Here is an 18781-nt window from a genome sequence, read left to right on the forward strand (position 1 = left end):
CGCCCGGGGGCGGGCGGGCGGGTCGCGGACGACCCTCACTCCACCAGCTGCGCCCCGTCGCGCTGGGCGGAGCAGCTGCGGCGGAAGGAGCAGCGGTCGCAGCCGCCGCCGGTGCGGGGCACGAAGCGTTCGGCCAGGACGCGCCCCGCGGCCTCGGCGAGCAGGTTCTCGATCCACGGCTCGCCGTCGGGCGGCTCCTGGCGCTGCACCTTGGGGACGTCCTGGGCCGCCTTGGCGGCGGGCTCGCGCAGGTGGACCAGCTCGGCGCCGCCGGTGTCCGGGGCGCCGCCCGCGAAGCCGGGCAGCTCGCCCAGCGCCCCGGCCCGGACGGCGAGCTGGTAGACGGCGAGCTGCTTGTGCTCGGGCAGCGACTTGTCGGTGGGGATCTGCTTGCCCGTCTTGAAGTCGACGACGTAGGCGCGCCCGGCCGCGTCCTTCTCGACCCGGTCCATGGAACCCCGGATGCGCACCGAGACGCCGCCGACGTCGAGGGTGACGTCGAAGCCGTGCTCGGTGGCGACGAGGTCGCGGCCGCGTTCCAGGACGTGCCAGTTGAGGAAGCGCTCCAGGGCGGCGCGGGCCTCGGTCTTCTCCTGGCGGGACTTCCACGGCGCGTCGAAGGCCAGGGCGTCCCAGACGGTGTCCAGGCGTTCCATGAGGACGGCGAGGTCGGCGGGGGTGCGCCCGGAGCCGACCTCGTCGGCGAGGGCGTGGACGACGTTGCCGAAGCCCTGGGCGGCCGAGCCGCGGCCCTGGGCCTTGACCTCCTTGTCGAGGAACCACTGGAGCGAGCAGTTCTCCAGCTGCTCCAGGCCGCTGCCGGACAACCGCACCGGCAGGTCGGGCCCGCGCAGCGGCTCGGGGGCGGCGGTCGGGTCGTCCAGGCCCCACCAGCGCTCGGGGTGGGCGGCGGGCACGAGCGGCAGGCCGTCCTCGTCCGCGGCCGCGGCGAGGACGGCGAGGCGTTCGGCGGCGGCCCGGCGCAGCTCGGGCGAGCGGGCCGGGTCGACGGTGACGGCCCGCAGCTCGGCGACGAGCGCGTGGACGGCGAGCGGGCGGCGCGGGCGGTGGGTGACGTCCTCGACGGTGACGGGCGGGGTGCGGCGCACGACGCGGCCGGTCGCGGGGTCGACGTCCTCGCGGTAGAGCTCGCGCAGGAAGCGGGAGGGCTCGTCGCCGTCCTCGGCGGGCGCCTTGACGGCGGTGACGATCAGCCGTTCCTTGGCGCGCGTCGCGGCGACGTAGAAGAGGCGGCGCTCCTCGCCGAGCAGGGCGGCCGGGGAGAGCGGTTCGGCGAGGCCGTCGCGGCCGATCCGGTCGGCCTCCAGGAGGGAGCCGCGGCGGCGCAGGTCGGGCCAGAGGCCGTCCTGGACCCCGGCGACGACGACCAGGCGCCACTCCAGGCCCTTGGAGCGGTGGGCGGTCATGAGCCGGACGGCCTCGGGGCGCACGGCGCGCACGATGAGGGTGTCGGCGGCGATGTCCTGGGCCTCCAGCTCGGCGAGCAGGTCGAGGGCGCTGCGGTGACCGGTGACCTGTTCCTCGGCGCGGGCGGCGGTCTCGAACAGCGCGCACAGGGCGTCGAGGTCGCGGTCGGCGTTGCGGCCGGCGGCGCCGCCGCGCAGGGCGGCCCGTTCCAGGCGCTCGCGCCAGCGGCGGCTGCCCTCCCACAGCGCCCACAGGGCGTCCTCGGCGGTGCAGCCGCCGGCGAGCGCCTCACGGACCTTGCGCAGCAGCGTGCCGAGGTCGCGGGCGCGCCGGGCGTGGGCCGGGTCGAGGGCGACGAGCCGCTCGGGTTCGGCGAGGGCCTCGCGCAGCAGCTCGCCGGCCGGGCGCGGCGCGGCGGTGGGGCGGCCGTCGGCGCGCAGCGCGGCGCGTTCCTCCTCGCGCAGGGCGCGGCCGAGGCGGCGCAGGTCGGAGCCGTCGAGGCCGCCGAGGGGGCCGGTGAGCAGGGCGTGGGCGGTGTCGGTGGTGAGCGGGTCGGGGGCGTCCGGGTCGCCGTGCCGGTCGCGGGCGGCCTGCTCGGCGCAGACCCGCAGGGCGAGCAGCAGGTGGGCGACGGCGGGCTCCTCGCGCAGCGGCAGGTCGTCGCCGTCGATCTCCAGGGGCACGCCGGCCGCGCCGAGCGCGCGCCGCACGCCCGGTATGGAGCGTGCGCCGGCCCGGACGAGGACGGCCATCTCGCCCCACGGCACGCCGTCCTCCAGGTGGGCGCGGCGCAGCAGGTCGGCGACGGAGTCGAGCTCGGCGCCGGGGGTCGGGTAGGTGTAGACCTCGACCCGCCCGCCCTCGCGGGAGGGCAGCAGGGCGCGGTGCTGGGCGAGCTTGTCGGCGGGCAGGCGGCCCATCGGCATGCGGCGGGCGAGTTCGCGGGAGGCGGCGAGCAGGACGGCGCCGGAGCGGCGGGAGACGCGCAGCACCCGGACGTCGGCGGGGCTGCCGTCGGCGCGGCGGAAGGTCTGCGGGAAGTCGAGGATGCCGTTGATGTCGGCGCCGCGGAAGGCGTAGATCGACTGGTCGGGGTCGCCGACGGCGACGAGGTCGCGCCCGCCGCCGGCGAGCCGGCGCAGCAGCCGGACCTGGGAGGGGTCGGTGTCCTGGTACTCGTCGACGAAGACGACGTCGTAGCGGGCGCGCAGGTCCTCGGCGACCTCGGGGCGCTCGGCGAGCAGGACGGCGCGGTGGACGAGCTCGGCGTAGTCGAGGACGCCGCGCAGGTCGAGGACGTCGAGGTAGTCGGCGAGGAAGTGGGCGGCGGCGGCCCAGTCGGGGCGCTGGACGCCCCGGGCGAAGCGTTCGAGCTCGGCCTCGCCGAGGCCGAGCTCGCGGCTGCGGGCGAGGACGGCGCGGACCTCGTCGGCGAAGCCGCGGGTGGTCAGGCAGGCGCGCAGGTCCAGCGGCCACGGGATGCGGGAGCTGCCGAGGCGGGCGTCCTCGGCGCCGCCGGCGAGCAGTTCGCGGACCATGACGTCCTGCTCGGGGCCGGAGAGCAGGCGCAGCGGCTCGGCGTAGGCGGCCGGGTCCTGGTGGGCGCGCAGGAGGGCGTAGCAGAAGGAGTGGAAGGTGGTGGCCTGCGGGGCGGCGACGCAGGTGGCGAGGCGTCCGGACATCCGGTCGCGCAGTTCCATGGCGGCCTTGCGGCTGAAGGTGAGGACCAGGATCCGCTCGGGGTCGGTGCCGCGCTCGATGCGCCGGGCGACGGCCTCGACGAGCGTGGTGGTCTTGCCGGTGCCCGGGCCGGCGAGCACCAGCAGCGGCCCGCCGGGGTGGTCGACCACGGCGCGCTGGTACTCGTCCAGCACGGGCGCTGCGTGCTGGACGAGCGGGCTGCGCACGAGCCGGTAGGGGGTGCTCACGCGCCCGCCTCGCGGCGCTCGGCAGGGGCGTTCGCCCATGCGCGCTTCTTGGTGGTTCGCTCGCTGCGCTCGCTCACGGAGATTCCTGGGGTCGAACAGGGGCATGGCGGGGGCGGACCGCGCGGGCCCGCCCGCATCGAGCCTACGGTCCTGCCCCGTCAATCCCGTCGGCGTCCCGGTTCCGGCCCGTCTTCCACGAGTGCGCGGGGAGCTCGGAGCCGTCCCAGCGCGCCCGCTGGAGGTCCACGCGCGGCGGGTCGGCGAGTTCCCGCAGCGGGGTGCCCTCCTCGCCGTAGTGGGTGAGGGCGCGCTGTTCGTGGCCGGGCAGGAAGCGCCCGTCGGCGCGGATCACCCGCCACCAGGGCACCGAGCCGCCGTACAGGGCCATCACCCGGCCGACCTGGCGCGGACCGCCCTGGCCGAGGTATTCGGCAACGTCCCCGTAGGTCATCACCCGCCCGGGTGGAATCCGCTCGGTCAGGTCGAGAACCAGTTCGGCGAAGGGCGGCAGGTCCGCCGGAAAGCCGTCGTCGTCAGCGTCCGTCACCTGCGGCATTCTTCCTTATAGGGGCGCGTGCGCAGCCCTGCCCGAACGATCCGCCGCGCCCGATCCGGCCCCTGTCCAGCACGGGGGGCCGGGGCATGCCACCATCTTCCGGGGCGGTGAGTGGTGATACGAGGACAAGACCAGATGACCGGGACGGCAGACGTGGGCGCGCACGAGGACTCCGACGAGTCCGCCGCCCGCATGCCCGCAGGTCCCGGCGGTGAGCCCGCTCCCGGGCAGCCCACGCCGGAAGTCTCCCTGATCAAGGACCGTACGATCAAGACCCCCCAGCCGACCGGCCCCGCCGCGACCCCCACCGTGCCACTGCCCGAGCCCGCCCAGGCGCCCGAGGCGGGTCCGCGTCCGACCGGCGCGGCCGTGCCGGAGGCCGTCCCGGAGCCGGTGCCCGCCCCCGAGCCCGCGCCCGCCGCGGCGGGCGGCGCCCCCGCCGGGCCCCCGCACCCGGTCTTCCACGACCCGCTGGACGACACCCCGCACCTGGACGTCGACGAGCCGCTGCTCGCCGCCCGCGCGCACCGCCCGACCGACCTCCTGCGCTTCCTCGCCGGCGTCCTCGGGATAGTCGCGGTGTTCGTCCTCGCCGGCGTCGCGACCTCGACCACCACCGGCATCGAGCAGGACATCGCGACCAACGCGCCGCGCTTCTCCGCGGTGCTGTCCACGATCACCGGCCTGGTCTCCAGCGTCGCGGTGCTCGCCGTGCCGCTGGCCTTCGCGGTCGAGCGGCTGATCAAACGCGACGGCCTGCGGGTCGCCGACGGCGTCCTCGCCTCGGTGCTCGCCTACGGTGTCTCGCTGGGCATCGACTGGTGGGTCGCCGAGGGCGCCTCCGAACACATCAGGGACGCCCTGACCAGGCTGCCCATGGACAGCAACGGCGCCCTGACCGATCCCGTCCACGGTTACCTGGCGCCGGTGATCGCCTACATGACGGCCGTCGGCATGTCGAGCCGACCACGCTGGCGGGTCGCCCTGTGGGTGGTGGTGATCTTCAGCGGGATCACCGAGCTCCTCGGCGGCTACACCACCCCGCTGTCGCTGCTGCTCACCGTGCTGATCGGCTGGTCCGTCGCCTACGGCACGCTGTACGCGATCGGCTCGCCCAACATCCGCCCCACCGGCCAGCACCTGATGATCGGCCTGCGCAAGGTCGGCTTCACCCCGGAGAGCGCCCACCGCGCCCCGGACGCGCCGGGCGGCACCCGCCGGTACTACGTCGCCCAGCAGGACGGACCGCCGCTGGACGTCCACATCATCGACCGCGAGCAGCAGGCCTCCGGCTTCTTCTACCGCGCCTGGCGCCGGCTGCGGCTGCGCTCGGTGGCCGTGCGCCGCAGCCCCCAGTCACTGCGCCAGGCGCTGGAGCAGGAGGCCCTGATCGCCTACGCGGCGGCGGCCTCCGGCGCCCGCGCGCCGCAGCTGGTCGCGACCTCCGAGCTCGGCCCGGACGCCGCGATCCTGGTGTACGAGAACGTCGAGGGCCGCACCCTGGACGAGCTCTCCGACGACGAGGTCACCGACCGCGTGATGGCCTCGCTGTGGGAGTCGGTGGCCGCCCTGCACGAGCGCCGGATCGCCCACCGGCGCCTGACCGGCGAGTCGCTGCTGGTCGTCGACGACAAGACGGCCTGTCTGGTCAACCTGTCCGGCGGCGACATCGCGGCCACCGACCTGACCCTGCGCATCGACGTCGCCCAGCTGGTCACCACCTTCGCGCTGCGGATCGGCCCGGAACGCGCCGTCGCAATCGCCAACACCGTGCTCGGCGCCGAGCGGGTCGCCCAGGCCCTGCCGCTGCTCCAGCCCGTCGGGCTCTCCCGCTCCACCCGCATCGACCTCGCCAAGCTCTCCAAGGAGCGCAAGGCCGCCGCCCGGGCCAAGGCCCTGGAGCAGGTCGCGGCCGGCGAGCGCACCCAGCAGCAGGCCGAGGAGGACATCGCGGCGGCCGGCGAGGACCTGCTCAGCCGCATCCGCGGCCAGATCCTCCAGATCGCCCCCGAGGCCCCGATGGAGCCCGCCAAGCTGGAGCGGCTGAAGCCCAAGAGCCTGATCATGGTGATCGCGCTCACCTTCGCCGCCTACCTGGCGCTGACCACCATCAAGCCCGCCCAGCTCAAGCTCTCCCAGATGAACTGGGCCTGGGCCGCCGCCGCCCTCACCGCGGCCGCCTTCAGCTACGTCGCCGCGGCGATGAGCCTGACCGGCTTCGTGCCCGAGAAGCTGCCGTTCCGGCGCACCGTGGCCGCCCAGCTGGCCGGCTCCTTCGTCAAGCTGGTCGCCCCGGCGGCGATCGGCGGCATCGCGCTCAACACCCGCTACCTGCAGAAGGCCGGCATCCGCTCCGGCCAGGCGGTCGCCTCCGTCGGCGCCTCCCAACTGGCCGGCCTGGCCGGGCACCTGCTGCTGCTGTTCAGCTTCGGCCTGATCACCGGCAGCCAGACCAACGGCGACCTCTCGGCCTCCCGCGCGGTGATCATCGGCGTGCTGAGCGCCGCCGTGCTCGCCCTCGTCGTGGCCGCCGTCGCACCGCTGCGCCGCTTCGTGCTCGGCCGGCTGCGCTCGCTGTTCTTCGGCGTCGTGCCGCGCATGCTCGACCTGATGCAGACGCCCAGCAAGCTCGTCACCGGCTTCGGCGGGATCCTGCTGCTGACGCTCTCCTTCACCGCCTGCCTGGACGCCTCCGTGCAGGCCTTCGGCGGCAGCGTCAGCTTCTCGGCCGTCGCCGTCGTCTTCCTGACCGCCAACGCGGCCGGCTCCGCGATCCCCACCCCGGGCGGCATCGGCCCGGTCGAGGTCGCCCTGATCGGCGCGCTCACCGTCGCCGACGTCTCCCCCGCCGTCGCCACCCCGGCGGTCTTCCTCTACCGGGCCCTCACCTTCTGGCTGCCGGTGCTGCCCGGCTGGATCGCCTACAACGTGCTCCAGCGCAAGCACGCGCTCTGAGCGCGCTCCCGCGTACGGCAGGAGGGCCCCACCGCGCTCGGCGGTGGGGCCCTCCTGCCGTACGTGCCGGGCGGCCTAGTAGACCGGCTTGTGCGGCTCGATCTGGTTCACCCAGCCGAGCACGCCGCCGCCGAGGTGCACGGCGTTCGAGAAGCCCGCGGCCTTGACCACGGCCAGCACCTCGGCCGAGCGCACGCCCGACTTGCAGTGCAGCACGATCTTCCGGTCCTGCGGCAGCTTCTCCAGGGCGTCGCCCATGAGGAACTCGTTCTTCGGGATCAGCACGGCGCCGGGGATGTTGACGATCTCGTACTCGCCGGGCTCGCGGACGTCGATCAGGAAGATGTCCTCCTTGTCGTCCTGCCACTCCTTCAGCTGCTTCGAGGTGATCGTCGAACCGGCGGCGGCGGCCTGCGCCTCCTCCGACACGACGCCGCAGAAGGCCTCGTAGTCGATCAGCTCGGTGACCGTCGGGTTGTCGCCGCAGAGCGCGCAGTTCGGGTCCTTGCGGACCTTCACCTGACGGTAGTTCATCTCCAGGGCGTCGTAGATCATGAGCCGGCCGACCAGCGGGTCGCCCACACCGGCCAGCAGCTTGATGGCCTCGGTCACCTGGATCGAGCCGATCGAGGCGCACAGCACGCCCAGCACGCCGCCCTCGGCGCAGGAGGGGACCATGCCCGGCGGCGGGGCCTCCGGGTACAGGCAGCGGTAGCAGGGGCCGTGCTCGGCCCAGAAGACGCTGGCCTGGCCGTCGAAGCGGTAGATCGAGCCCCACACGTACGGCTTGCCGAGCAGCACCGCGGCGTCGTTCACCAGGTAGCGGGTGGCGAAGTTGTCGGTGCCGTCCACGATCAGGTCGTAGCCGGAGAAGATCTCCATGACGTTGGAGTTGTCGAGGCGCTCCTCGTGGAGGACCACGTCGACGTAGGGGTTGATCTCCTTGACGGAGTCCCGCGCCGACTCGCCCTTGGAGCGGCCGATGTCCGACTGGCCGTGGATGATCTGGCGCTGCAGGTTCGACTCGTCCACCACGTCGAACTCGACGATGCCGAGCGTGCCCACACCGGCCGCGGCGAGGTACATGAGCGCGGGCGAGCCGAGGCCGCCGGCGCCCACGCAGAGCACCCTGGCGTTCTTCAGCCGCTTCTGCCCGGCCATGCCCACGTCGGGGATGATCAGGTGGCGGGAGTACCTGCGGACCTCGTCAACGGTGAGCTCGTCAGCCGGCTCGACCAGGGGTGGCAGCGACACGGAAACTCCGATGGTCGTCGGTTTCAGGTGGCCGGGGCCACCCTGTCTGTGGGCATGTTGCTCCGCCACTCGGGTGGCTCTGCTACGCCAACAGTGTCACGCCCCTCCGGTATTCCGAGACAGCCCGTCCGATGGGCGAGACGGGCGGCGTCGGATCGTGGACCCGCCGCGCGGGCCCCCGGAACGCCGCCCCGGCCCCCTCCCAACAGGCCGGAGGTGCCCGCCGGGCCGGCGCCCGGACCCCTCACACCCGGCAGGCCGTCTCCAGCCAGACGTCCCCCAGCGACTCCTCCAGCGGCACCTGGGTCCGCCATCCGAGACGGTCCCTGGCGGTACGCACGTCCGCCTGCCGCCACGGCACCGGCTCCCCCGCGGCCGGCCGGCCCTCGGCCCGCGGCCCCTCCGGGCGGTGCCCCGGCAGGTACGGTCCCGGCGCGTGCCCCGGCAGGTGGTCCCCGCCCGCCGCCACGGCCTGCGCGGGCAGCAGGACCTGCCGGTTCTCCTCCACGACGGACCCCTCGAACCCCGCCGCCCGAACCAGCAGCTGCGCCGCGTCCCGGGCCCGGACGGCATGCCCGCTGCCGATGTTGATCACCCCGGTCGCCGCCGACACCGCCGCCGACTGGATCGCCCGCGCGACGTCCCGCACGTCCACGAAATCCCGGTATCCGGACAGGTCCGGCATCCGCACCTGCGACTCGTCGCGCTCCAGCGCCCGGCGCAGCCCCTCCGCGAGCCGTCCGAACAGCGAGGCGGTCGGCGCTCCCGGGCCCACCACGTCGAACACCCGCAGCACCGCCGCGTCCAGGCCGGAGGCCAGCACCAGCTCCGTCCCGGCCAGCTTGGACACGCCGTACGGGCCGACCGGCCGCGGCTCGGCCTGCTCCGACACCGGCACGCCGCCGGGCACCGGTCCGTACTCGGCCGCCGAGCCGACGTGCACCAGCCGGGCCGGCTCGCGGCTGCGCCGGATCGCCTCGCAGACGGTCGCGACGGCCAGCGTGTTCGCCCGGATCAGGGTGCGCGAGCTGCCGTAGGTGGCGCCCGCGCAGTTGATCACCACCTGGGGGGCGACGGCGTCCAGGAAGCGCGCCAGCGCGCCCGGGCTGCCGGTGGTCAGGTCGAAGCGGATGTCGGCCGAGTCGCGCCGGCCGAGGACCGTCACCTGCAACTCCTGGTCCAGCAGCAGACGGTCGGTGACGCGGCGGCCGATGAAGCCGTCGGCACCCAGTAGCAGCACCCTCATCGGGGGTGTCCTTCCACGAAGCGAGGTCGGGATCGACCTGGCGGGCTGAAATCGGGCGTGTACGGAGGCCGGTTCGACGGCCGGGGTCCAGGGGATCGGGGTCCGGGGCGTGCGGGCGGACGGGCGCGCCGTGCGGGTCAGCGGTGCGCCTCGGCCCGGCCGAGCACCGTCAAGGCGTACCCGAGCAGCACCGCGGCGACGGCGCCGCCGCCGAGCAGCGCGGCCGACGGACCGGGGCGGCCGAGCCCGAGCAGCGCCAGCGTGGCGGCCGGGCCCGCGAGCGCGCCCAGTGCGGCGGCGGTCCACCGGCCGCAGCGCGCGAGCAGCGCGGGCAGCACCAGCAGCAGGCCCAGCACGCCCTGCGCCGCCCACGGGAGGGCGCCGGATCGCTCGGCGGCCACGTGCAGCAGCCCACCCCCGCGGGGCGGACCCGGGCGCGGCGCGACGACGGTCAGCACGGCGAGCGCGGCGAAGGTCAGCACCGCGAGGACCGCGAGATGCAGGGCCACCGCGACCGGCAGCACCGGCCGCATCCGGGCCCGGAACTCGCCCAGCGTGCCCGCCGCGACCAGGTGGCCGCGGCCGACCTGCCGGTACCAGCGCGCGGCCCGCTCGGCCGACCCGGCCGACGCGGCGGCCGCCAGCGCCAGGGCGATGGTCAGCGGGCGGTCCCCGTCGGGCAGCGCGGGCGGGAGCAGCAGGAGGGCGGCCAGGCCGAGGCCGTAGGCGAGGGCGGCGGGGCGCCAGCGGGTGCCGGTGTCGGGCGGGGCGCCCTCGGGGCCGAGGCCGTCGGGCGAAGCGGTGCCGGTGAACGGCGGCCCGGACGGGCCGGCCGGCCGGTCCGCGCTGAGGGCGGGGACGAGCACGAGCGGGAGGGCGGCGGTCAGCAGCACCGGCCAGCGCGCCCCGAACCAGGCCACCGCGGCGCACGGCGGCGCGGCCAGGGCGGCGGCCGTGAGCGTGGCCCTGGCGGCGGCGCCGCACTCCCGGCCGGGGGGCTGCGGCGGCGCGGGCGGGCGGCGCGGCACGCGGGCGTACAGCTCGTCGGCCAGCGCGAACAGGTCGGCGTGCCGGCAGCGGGCCGCCGCCTCGGCGCCCAGACCCGCCTCCTCCAGCCCGGCGGCGATCTCCAGCGGGTCGACGGCCCGCTCGCACAGCGCCCGGTGCTCCGCCATCACCTCGCGCACCGGATCGCCCGAAGGCCGGCCGGCTCCGCCGCCCGGCGCCGCGCCGCCCGCGGACATCAGACCGCCTCCGCGAGGGCGCCGGGGCGCTCCTGCGCGCCGTCGCCGCCGCCCCCGGCCGCGTCGTCGGGGGCGCTCCTGCCGACCCCGCCGGCGCCGCCGCGCAGCCAGAACTCGGCGGGCCGGGCGAACGGGCGGGGCCGCTCGCCGGACGCGCCGCCGCCCCCGCCGTCGGGGAAGGCCGGGAACTGCGAGACGAGCTCCAGGTAGATCTCCCGGAAGGCGCCGATCACGGGCTCGACGGCGAAGCGTTCCTGCGCCCTGAGCCGTCCGGCGAGTCCGAGCCGCGAGCGCCGCTCCTCGTCGCGCAGCAGGGCCAGGCAGGCGCCGGCCAGGGCGCTCGGGTCGCGCGGGGGCACCAGGAGCCCGGTCGGCCCGACCACCTCGCGCGCCACCCCCACGTCGGTCGACACGACCGCCCGGCCACTGAGCATCGCGTCCGCGAGCAGCCGCGGCCGGCGCTGGGCGAGCGCGGAGAACACGGCCACCGTGCCGCCCTCCCAGACCTCGGCGAGCGAGCCGGGCCGTCCGGCGAAGTCCACCGCCGCCGCGATCCCGAGGCGTTCGGCCAGTGCCGCGCAGTGCGCCCGGTAGCCGGGCCGCGCCTCCTCGCCGTGGACGACGAGCCGGGCGTCGGGCAGTTCGGCGCGCACCCGGGCGAAGGCGTGCAGCATCAGCTCGGTGTCCCGGCCGGGCTCCAGGGCGCCCGCCCAGGTCAGGGTCGGCACGGCCGGTTCCGGCCCGGCGGCGGGCCGGGAGACCGCGGGCGTGCCCTCGTACACCACCCGGGTGCGCGCCGGGTCCGCGCCGCAGCGGCGCTGCCACTGCTGGTCGTGCGCGCTGCCCGGGCTCAGTATCGCGGCCTGCCGGTACGTCTCCTCGGTGAGCGCCCGGAAGAACGCCAGCAGCAGGGAGCGGACCGGCCAGCGGTAGGGCGCCTCGCGGTAGCCGAGGTACTGCTCGCGCAGGTGCAGCCCGTGTTCGGTGACGACGAACGGCACGCCGTGCAGGTGCCGGGCCACCAGGGCGGGCAGCGCGGCCGGACCGCCGCCCACGACGTGGCACAGGTCGGCGCCGCCGAGGCCGCCGGGCCCGGTGCCGTACCAGGGCGCGGACAGCGGGCGCAGGCACTGCTCCAGGAGGTCGGCGGCGACCAGGACGTCGCACACCAGCGGCTGTCCGGCCGAGGTGTCCGCGCCGGGTAGCCGCCAGACCCGCTCCAGGGTGCGGCGGGCGTGCGCGGAGGCCAGGAACGCGGACAGGCCGGCGTCCTCGCGGGCGAGGGCGGCCAGCCGGTACAGCCCGGCGCCGAACCCGGCGCGCTCGCCCGGCAGGACCAAGGCGCGCACCAGCTCCTCGTACGCCCGCGCGTACTGGCGTCTGCGGAGCGCGCCGGGGGCCCGCCCGGCCGGCCTGCGCCCCCACAGCGCCAGCTCGTGGACCGCGCGCCAGGCGGGCGAGATCCGCTCCCCGACGCCGAGGCCCTCCGGGCCGGTGAGCAGGTGGAGCTCGAACCCGTGCTCCGGCAGGCCCTCGGCCAACCGGTCGCACCAGGGCCCGGTGCCACGGCCCGGGTACGGACGGGCACCCTCGGTGAGCAGCGCGACGCGCACGGAAGACCTCCTCTTGCTGCCCCTCCCGGGGGCTGCGGAAGCTGGTGGCCGACCGCCTGCTGCCCGCCGTGTGGCGCGGCGTGTGTGGCTCTCCCCCCACACCTGTTCGGTCCGGCAGCAGAAAGGTAGGACCGGCCCGCGGCGATCCATCGGTCACATGCCTGGTTGCCACCTGAACGAGTGAACCGGCGTGACCTCGCCGCGGACGGGTCCGTTAGCGCCGCCGCTGCTGGGCGCCGGCGCCCAGCAGCTCCCGCACCTCGCGCGCCACCTGCCCGGGGTGCTCCATCATCGCCACGTGCCCGGACTCCGGGAGCACGAGCAGTCGGGCGTCCGCGAAGGCCGCGCAGGCCCGCCGGGCCGAGCGGTAGGAGACGAGCTTGTCGCGCAGCCCGTACACGAGCAGCACGGGCACGCGCACCTGCTCGGCCTGCCGCCACAGCGCCTGGTCGCCGCGCTCGGTGTAGGCGGAGACGATCCCGCGCGCCGAGCCGATCAGCGCCTGCGCCGCGTGCGGCACCGCGAGCCGGCGCCGGTACTCGGCCACCGCCTCGGCCCGGGTGGCCGCGGGCAGCCCGTCCGGGTCGCCGTAGATCAGTCGCAGGAGGCCGTCGGCGGCCTCCTCGGGGCCACGCGCGGTCGCCGGGAGCCGGCGCATCAGGGCGGGCAGCCCGGGCACGGCGAGCAGGCCGGTCGGCCAGGCGGTGCGCTGCGGCGCCAGCTCGGGCAGCGCGGGCGAGACCAGGGTGAGGGTGCGGACGAGGTCGGGGCGCAGGGCCGCGAGCCGGACGGCGACGGCGCCGCCCAGCGAGTTGCCGAAGAGGTGGACGGGGCCGCGGTCGGCGGCCTCCAGGTAGCCGATGACGGCCCGGACGTGACCGTTGAGGCTCAGGTCGCCGTCCGCGGGCGGCGCGGAGGCGCCGAAGCCGGGCAGGTCCACCGCCTCACCGTCGATCTCGCCGGCGAGCAGGTCCATGAGGGCCGCCCAGTTGCCGGCCGAGCCACCGAGCCCGTGCACGAACAGCCCCGGCTCGCGCCCGTCCCCGCCGTGCCCGAGGGGCCCGCCCGCACCGGCCGGCCGGTGCACCGCGAGCACTGCGCCGGGGACCTCGACCGACCGTGTCCGCTGCTCAGCGCCGCCCATGGTGGACGATGGTAGTGAGCCCCCGGTCGGGCGGCCGCCGCCGGGCGGCCACCTTGCGTGGCCGGGCCGTTGCGCCCCCGTCACACCACTGCCGATGCCGAGGTCAGCGCCGTATTGTGGGCTCCTGACAAGGCGGCGGGGGGCTTTTCTCACGTCCGCCGAACGCGGACGCGGTTACCGAAAAGTAGAATCGGTCACCCCGCAGCCCCGTACGAACCCCGAAGTGAGGAGCGCCGTGACGGCCATCCAGGAGGCGCAGGAGCGCCCGCGCGGTGCCCGCCTGCCGCGAAGCGCCCGCCGTGAACAACTGCTCGGTGCCGCCCAGGAGGTGTTCGTCGCGCAGGGCTACCACGCGGCCGCCATGGACGACATCGCCGACCGCGCCGGGGTCAGCAAGCCGGTGCTCTACCAGCACTTCCCCGGGAAGCTGGAGCTCTACCTGGCGCTGCTGGACAAGCACTGCGACGCCCTCGTGGAGTCGACCCGCCAGGCGCTGTCCACCACCACCGACAACAAGCTGCGCGTGGCCGCGACGATGGAGGCGTACTTCAACTACGTCTCCAGCGAGTCGGGCGCCTTCCGGCTGGTCTTCGAGTCGGACCTGACCAACGAGCCGGCCGTGCGCGAGCGCGTCGAGCGGGCCTCCGAGGCGAGCGCGACACTGGTCAGCCAGGTGATCCAGGAGGACACCGACCTGCCCGAGGCGGAGTCCAAGCTGCTCGCGGCCGGGGTCTGCGGCCTGGCCCAGATCACCGCCCGCTACTGGCTGTCGCAGGGCCTGGAGATCCCGCGCGACGAGGCGGTCCGGCTGGTCGCCAGCCTCGCGTGGCGCGGCCTGAAGGGCTTCCCGATGCACCCGGCCGGCGAGTCCGCCTAGGGCCCGTCCTCGAACCCCCGTCGTCCACCCGCGGCCGCGGTGGGCTCCGGTGATCCGCCGACCTTCGCCGTCGCGGTGATCGCGTGCTCTATGGTGAAGCCGTACGGCGCGGCCGCCGCGAACGCTTGTCCCAGGCGCTTCGGTGCCCGCGCGTGGATGGCTGCAACCCCGGAGGGACGGAAGCCGTGGAGGTCAAGATCGGCGTGCAGAACGCGCCGCGCGAGATCGTGATCGAGAGCACGCAGAGCGCCGATGAGGTCGAGAGCGCGGTCGCCAAGGCGCTGGAGGGCAGCTCGAAGCTCTTCTCGCTGACCGACGAGCACGGCCGCCGCGTCATCGTCCCGGCCGAGCGCCTGGCGTACGTGGAGATCGGCGAGCAGGCCGCCCGCAAGGTCGGTTTCGGCACTCTCTGAGTCGCCCGCCCGGTGCCCCGTTCCCCCGAGGGAGCGGGGCACCGTTGCGTGTACGGCCGGTCGGACCGGGGTAGGGCGCAGGTGCGGCCGTCCGAGTGCCGCGCGCCCGTCCCCCGGGGAGGCAGCCTTGCTGGTCGAGTCGATCGTCTTCGCCCTCATCGGCCTGGTCGTGGGCCTGGCCGCGCTCCTGGCGCTGCCGGCGTACTTCCCGGCGGCCCACGCCCTGGTGCTCGGCACCGCGGTGGCGGCGGCGCTGGTCGGCGGGGCGGTCGCGGCCTTCGGCCTGGCCGGGCGCTACCCGGCCGGGGCGGCCTTCGCGGCGGCGGTCTCCTCGGCGGTGCTCACCTCGATGCTGGCCCGGCCCGACGTGGCCGCCGGCCGGGCCCCCGCGCACCGGCACCACCCGCACCACGGGGGCGCCCACCGCGCGCCGCGGCGCCACCGGCCGGCGTGACCGCGGCGAGCGGGACGGGCCCTAGGAGGCCAGGCCGAGGGCGGCCATCCGCTTGGTGTGCGCCTCGGTGATCCGGTTGAACATCTTGCCGACCTCGACCAGGTCGAAGCCCTGCACCCGCACGCCGCCGACCAGCAGGTTGGACAGCGCGTCGCGCTCGGCGACCACCCGCTGGGCCTGGCTGAGCGCCTCGCCCATCAGCCGCCGGCCCCACAGGGCGAGGCGCCCGCCGGCCCGCGGGTCGGCCTCGATGGCCTGGCGCACCTTGTCGACGGCGAACTGGGCGTGGCCGGTGTCGGACATGACGCCGAGGACGAGGTCCCGGGTGTCGTCGTCGAGGCGCACGGCCACCTCGCGGTAGAAGTCGGTCGCGATGGCGTCGCCGACGTAGGCCTTGACCAGGCCTTCCAGCCAGTCCGAGGGCGCCGTCATGCGGTGGAACAGCTCCAGCGGCTCGACGAAGGGGCGCATGGCCTCCTGCGGGTCCGCGCCGATCTCGGCGAGCCGGTCGTGCAGGCGCTGGTAGTGCTGGAACTCGGCGGAGGCCATCCGGGCCAGGGCCGCCTTGTCGGCGAGGTCGGGTGCCAGCTTGGCGTCCTCGGCGAGCCGCTCGAAGGCGCTCAGCTCGCCGTACGCGAGGGCGCCGAGCAGGTCCAGCACCGCCGCGCGGTAGCCCGGCTCGGCGGAGCAGCTCGCCCAGTCTCCGATCGAACCGGCCTCGTCCTGCGTCTCACCATGGGTGTCCATGACCCGCCACCTTAGTCCCGCCCGCCCGGCTCCCCCGCACGGACCGGCCGCCTCCGGGCGCGCCGGGTGACCACCCGGAACGCCCGGTCACGCGCCGGTCGCCGGGGGCAATGTCAGACGCGTCACGTGTTCGAGTCGTCGCCTGACTGTATGGTGGTACGGAGCCCCGTCGTGTTCGCACGGTGTCACCGCCGTCTCGGTGTCCCGCGCGAGCCCGCTCCAGCGGCGCCGTCCCCCACGGACGTGTCCGCACCGGAGGCACGGGTACTCACGTACGCGGATGCCCGGTCGGAGAGCCGATCGGCTCCGACCATGGCTTGGACTTCAAGCCTTGGCACCGCATCAGTGGCCGAGCGAGGGCCGCCGAGACCGCGCCCAACCGGCGGAGGTCCCGCGCAGGTCCCTCACGGGAATCCTCCCCGACGCCGCCGGCGACGCGCCCCTCCATCGGGCCGCGCGCACCGGCCGGCCGCAGGGACCGGCGCGGTTGTGCGTCCGCGCAGCTGTTTCAGGGCCGTCCAGGTCCGTACGCAGCCGCGCGCCCGCCCGCCCGCCGCTCGCTCTCGGCCCCTCCACACGGAAGAGGCAGCACCCTGTCCACCACCGCTGAACCCATCAAGACGACCTTCCGGGACCTGGGAATCCTCCCGGAGACCGCCGAGGCCCTGGAGGCCGTCGGCATCGTCCACCCGTTCCCCATCCAGGAGATGACCCTGCCGGTCGCGCTGACCGGCCACGACGTCATCGGCCAGGCCAAGACCGGCACCGGCAAGACCCTCGGCTTCGGCCTCCCGCTGATCGAGCGCGCCATCGTGCGCGCCGACGTGGACGCCGGCCGGGCCACCGAGGACCAGCTCTCGAACTTCCCGCAGGCGCTGATCGTCGTCCCGACCCGCGAGCTGTGCACCCAGGTCACCAACGACCTGCAGACCGCCGGCAAGGTGCGCAACGTGCGCGTCCTCGCCGTCTACGGCGGCCGGGCGTACGAGCCTCAGGTCGAGGCGCTCACCAAGGGCGTCGACATCGTCGTCGGCACCCCGGGCCGCCTGCTCGACCTGGCCGGCCAGAAGAAGCTCAACCTCTCCAAGGTCCGCGCGCTGGTCCTGGACGAGGCCGACGAGATGCTCGACCTGGGCTTCCTGCCCGACGTCGAGAAGATCATCACCATGCTGCCGGCCAAGCGGCAGACCCTGCTGTTCTCGGCCACCATGCCGGGCCAGGTCATCAACCTCGCCCGCCGGTACATGAGCCAGCCGACGCACATCCGGGCCACCGCCCCGGACGACACCGGCTCGACCGTCGCCAACACCGAGCAGCACATCTTCCGCGCGCACTCGCTGGACAAGGTCGAGATGGTCTCGCGCATCCTGCAGGCCGACGGCCGCGGGCTCGCGATGATCTTCTGCCGCACCAAGCGCACCGCCGCCGACGTGTCCGACCAGCTGACCCAGCGCGGCTTCGCGGCCGGCGCGGTCCACGGCGACCTCGGCCAGGGCGCCCGCGAGCAGGCCCTGCGGGCCTTCCGCAACGGCAAGGTCGACGTGCTGGTGTGCACCGACGTCGCGGCCCGCGGCATCGACGTCGAGGGCGTCACGCACGTCATCAACTACCAGTGCCCCGAGGACGAGAAGACCTACCTGCACCGGATCGGCCGCACCGGCCGGGCCGGCGCCTCCGGCACCGCCGTCACCCTGGTCGACTGGGACGACATCCCGCGCTGGCAGCTGATCAACAAGGCGCTGGACCTGCCGTTCAACGAGCCGGAGGAGACCTACTCCACCTCGCCGCACCTGTACGAGCTGCTGAAGATCGCGCCGGGCATCAAGGGCATCCTGCCCCGCTCGGAGCGCACCCGCGCCGGCCTCGGCGCGGAGGAGGTCGAGGACCTCGGCGAGACCGGCGGGCGCGGTGCTCGCTCCGGCCGGGGCGGCCGGAGCGAGCGCGGCGGCTCCGGTGGCTCGGGCGGCTCCGGCCGACCGGGCGGCCCGACCGTCGAGGCGGCCGAGGAGAAGCCGCGGCGGACCCGCGAGCGCCGGCGCACCCGCCGGGGCTCCGCGGTCGGCGAGGGCGAGGCCGCTGCCGCGGTGACCGGGGCTCCGTCCGCCGCGACGGCCCCGGCCGTCGAGGGCACCGAGGGCGAGGCGGCTCCGCGCCGTCGCCGCCGCCGCTCGCGCGGTGGCGCGTCGGGTGCCGAGGCGGCCGTGGTCGAGGCCGCGGTGGTCGAGGCCGCCGAGGCGGTCGTCGCCGAGGCCGTCGCGGTCACTGAGGCCCCGGCCCAGGAGAAGCCCGTCGCGCGCACCCGGACCCGGACGCGCAAGCCCAAGGCGGAGACCGTGGCCGAGGCCGTCGTCGAGGCCGCCGAGGCGGTCGTCGCGGAGGCCGTCGCGGAGACCGTCACCGAGGCTCCGGCCGAGGAGAGGAAGCCCGCCACCCGGACGCGCACCCGCAAGCCCAAGGCCGAGGCCGCGGCCGAGGCGGCCGTCACCGAGGCCCCGGCCGAGGAGAAGCCCGCCGCGCGCACCCGGACCCGCAAGCCCAAGACCGAGGCGGTCGTCGCGGAGACCGTCGCAGAGACCGTCACCGAGGCCCCGGCCGAGGAGAAGAAGCCCGCCACCCGGACGCGCACCCGCAAGCCCAAGGCCGAGGTCGCGGCCGAGGCGGCCGTCACCGAGGCCCCGGCCGAGGAGAAGCCCGCCACGCGCACCCGGACCCGCAAGCCCAAGACCGAGGCGGTCGTCGCGGAGACCGTGGCCGACGCCCCGGCCGCCGAGACCGCCGAGGTCCCGGCCCCGCGCCGCCGCACGCGCACCCGCAAGGCCGCCGAGGCGACCCCGGAGAGCTGACGCACCGCCCCGGAGGGGGTGGGCAGGCCCGGTTCGGACCTGTCCACCCCCTCCGGCGTTCCCGGGGGCCGGAAGAGAA

General features: G+C 75.7%; 13 protein-coding genes. 5 read left to right on the forward strand and 8 right to left on the reverse strand.

All coding sequences use genetic code 11. The features are described from left to right. Positions 1-35: 35 nt before the first annotated feature. Entirely contained in the window at positions 36-3395 is a 3360-nt protein-coding gene (locus PUR71_RS18400; RefSeq protein ID WP_443077475.1) for an ATP-dependent helicase, read from the reverse strand. 103 nt (positions 3396-3498) lie between these two features. Further along, a complete protein-coding gene (locus PUR71_RS18405) occupies positions 3499-3912 on the reverse strand; it encodes an MGMT family protein (RefSeq protein ID WP_443077476.1) in 414 nt (137 codons plus the stop codon). A 135-nt stretch (positions 3913-4047) separates the two neighbouring features. Between PUR71_RS18405 and PUR71_RS18410 the strand changes: the two genes are divergently transcribed. Further along, positions 4048-6867 (forward strand): flippase-like domain-containing protein, encoded by a 2820-nt coding sequence (locus tag PUR71_RS18410; RefSeq protein ID WP_329928096.1) that lies wholly within the window; start codon positions 4048-4050, stop codon positions 6865-6867. 75 nt (positions 6868-6942) lie between these two features. Here PUR71_RS18410 and moeZ read toward each other — a convergent pair whose 3' ends face one another. From moeZ to PUR71_RS18435, 5 genes are all read right to left on the reverse strand, one after another. Beyond that, positions 6943-8121 (reverse strand): adenylyltransferase/sulfurtransferase MoeZ, encoded by a 1179-nt coding sequence (moeZ, locus tag PUR71_RS18415; RefSeq protein WP_329928097.1) that lies wholly within the window; start codon positions 8119-8121, stop codon positions 6943-6945. Positions 8122-8365: 244 nt separating this feature from the next. After that, positions 8366-9367, reverse strand: a complete 1002-nt coding sequence (locus tag PUR71_RS18420) for an NAD-dependent epimerase/dehydratase family protein (RefSeq protein ID WP_329928098.1) — start codon at positions 9365-9367, stop codon at positions 8366-8368. A 137-nt stretch (positions 9368-9504) separates the two neighbouring features. Continuing rightward, positions 9505-10611, reverse strand: a complete 1107-nt coding sequence (locus PUR71_RS18425) for a hypothetical protein (RefSeq protein ID WP_329928099.1) — start codon at positions 10609-10611, stop codon at positions 9505-9507. Next, the gene (locus tag PUR71_RS18430) at positions 10611-12224 is read right to left on the reverse strand and encodes a DUF3492 domain-containing protein (RefSeq protein ID WP_329928100.1); all 1614 of its coding nucleotides are present in this window, start codon (positions 12222-12224) and stop codon (positions 10611-10613) included. Before PUR71_RS18430 ends, PUR71_RS18425 begins: the two co-directional genes overlap by 1 nt. Before the next feature lie 214 nt (positions 12225-12438). Then, positions 12439-13368 carry an alpha/beta fold hydrolase gene (locus PUR71_RS18435; protein WP_329928101.1) on the reverse strand — a complete coding sequence of 310 codons (930 nt, stop codon included), beginning with the start codon at positions 13366-13368 and terminating at the stop codon, positions 12439-12441. Between the two features lie 235 nt (positions 13369-13603). Here PUR71_RS18435 and PUR71_RS18440 point away from each other — a divergent pair, with 235 nt between their 5' ends. The 3 genes from PUR71_RS18440 (at position 13604) to PUR71_RS18450 (ending at position 15112) form a co-directional block, all read left to right on the forward strand. Beyond that, positions 13604-14245, forward strand: a complete 642-nt coding sequence (locus tag PUR71_RS18440) for a TetR/AcrR family transcriptional regulator (RefSeq protein ID WP_329928102.1) — start codon at positions 13604-13606, stop codon at positions 14243-14245. A 185-nt stretch (positions 14246-14430) separates the two neighbouring features. Beyond that, positions 14431-14658, forward strand: coding sequence for a DUF3107 domain-containing protein (locus PUR71_RS18445; protein ID WP_329928103.1), 228 nt, complete (start codon positions 14431-14433; stop codon positions 14656-14658). Positions 14659-14785: 127 nt separating this feature from the next. Beyond that, positions 14786-15112, forward strand: coding sequence for a hypothetical protein (locus PUR71_RS18450; protein ID WP_329928104.1), 327 nt, complete (start codon positions 14786-14788; stop codon positions 15110-15112). A 21-nt stretch (positions 15113-15133) separates the two neighbouring features. Here the strand turns inward: PUR71_RS18450 and PUR71_RS18455 are convergent, their stop codons facing one another. After that, positions 15134-15859 carry a ferritin-like fold-containing protein gene (locus PUR71_RS18455; RefSeq protein WP_329928105.1) on the reverse strand — a complete coding sequence of 242 codons (726 nt, stop codon included), beginning with the start codon at positions 15857-15859 and terminating at the stop codon, positions 15134-15136. Positions 15860-16566: 707 nt separating this feature from the next. On the opposite strand from PUR71_RS18455, the gene PUR71_RS18460 reads away from it, so the two are divergent. Next, positions 16567-18702, forward strand: coding sequence for a DEAD/DEAH box helicase (locus tag PUR71_RS18460; RefSeq protein ID WP_329928106.1), 2136 nt, complete (start codon positions 16567-16569; stop codon positions 18700-18702). Positions 18703-18781: the final 79 nt, after the last annotated feature.

The sequence above is a fragment of the Streptomyces sp. SP17BM10 genome, from assembly GCF_036322405.1.
Lineage (GTDB): Bacteria > Actinomycetota > Actinomycetes > Streptomycetales > Streptomycetaceae > Kitasatospora.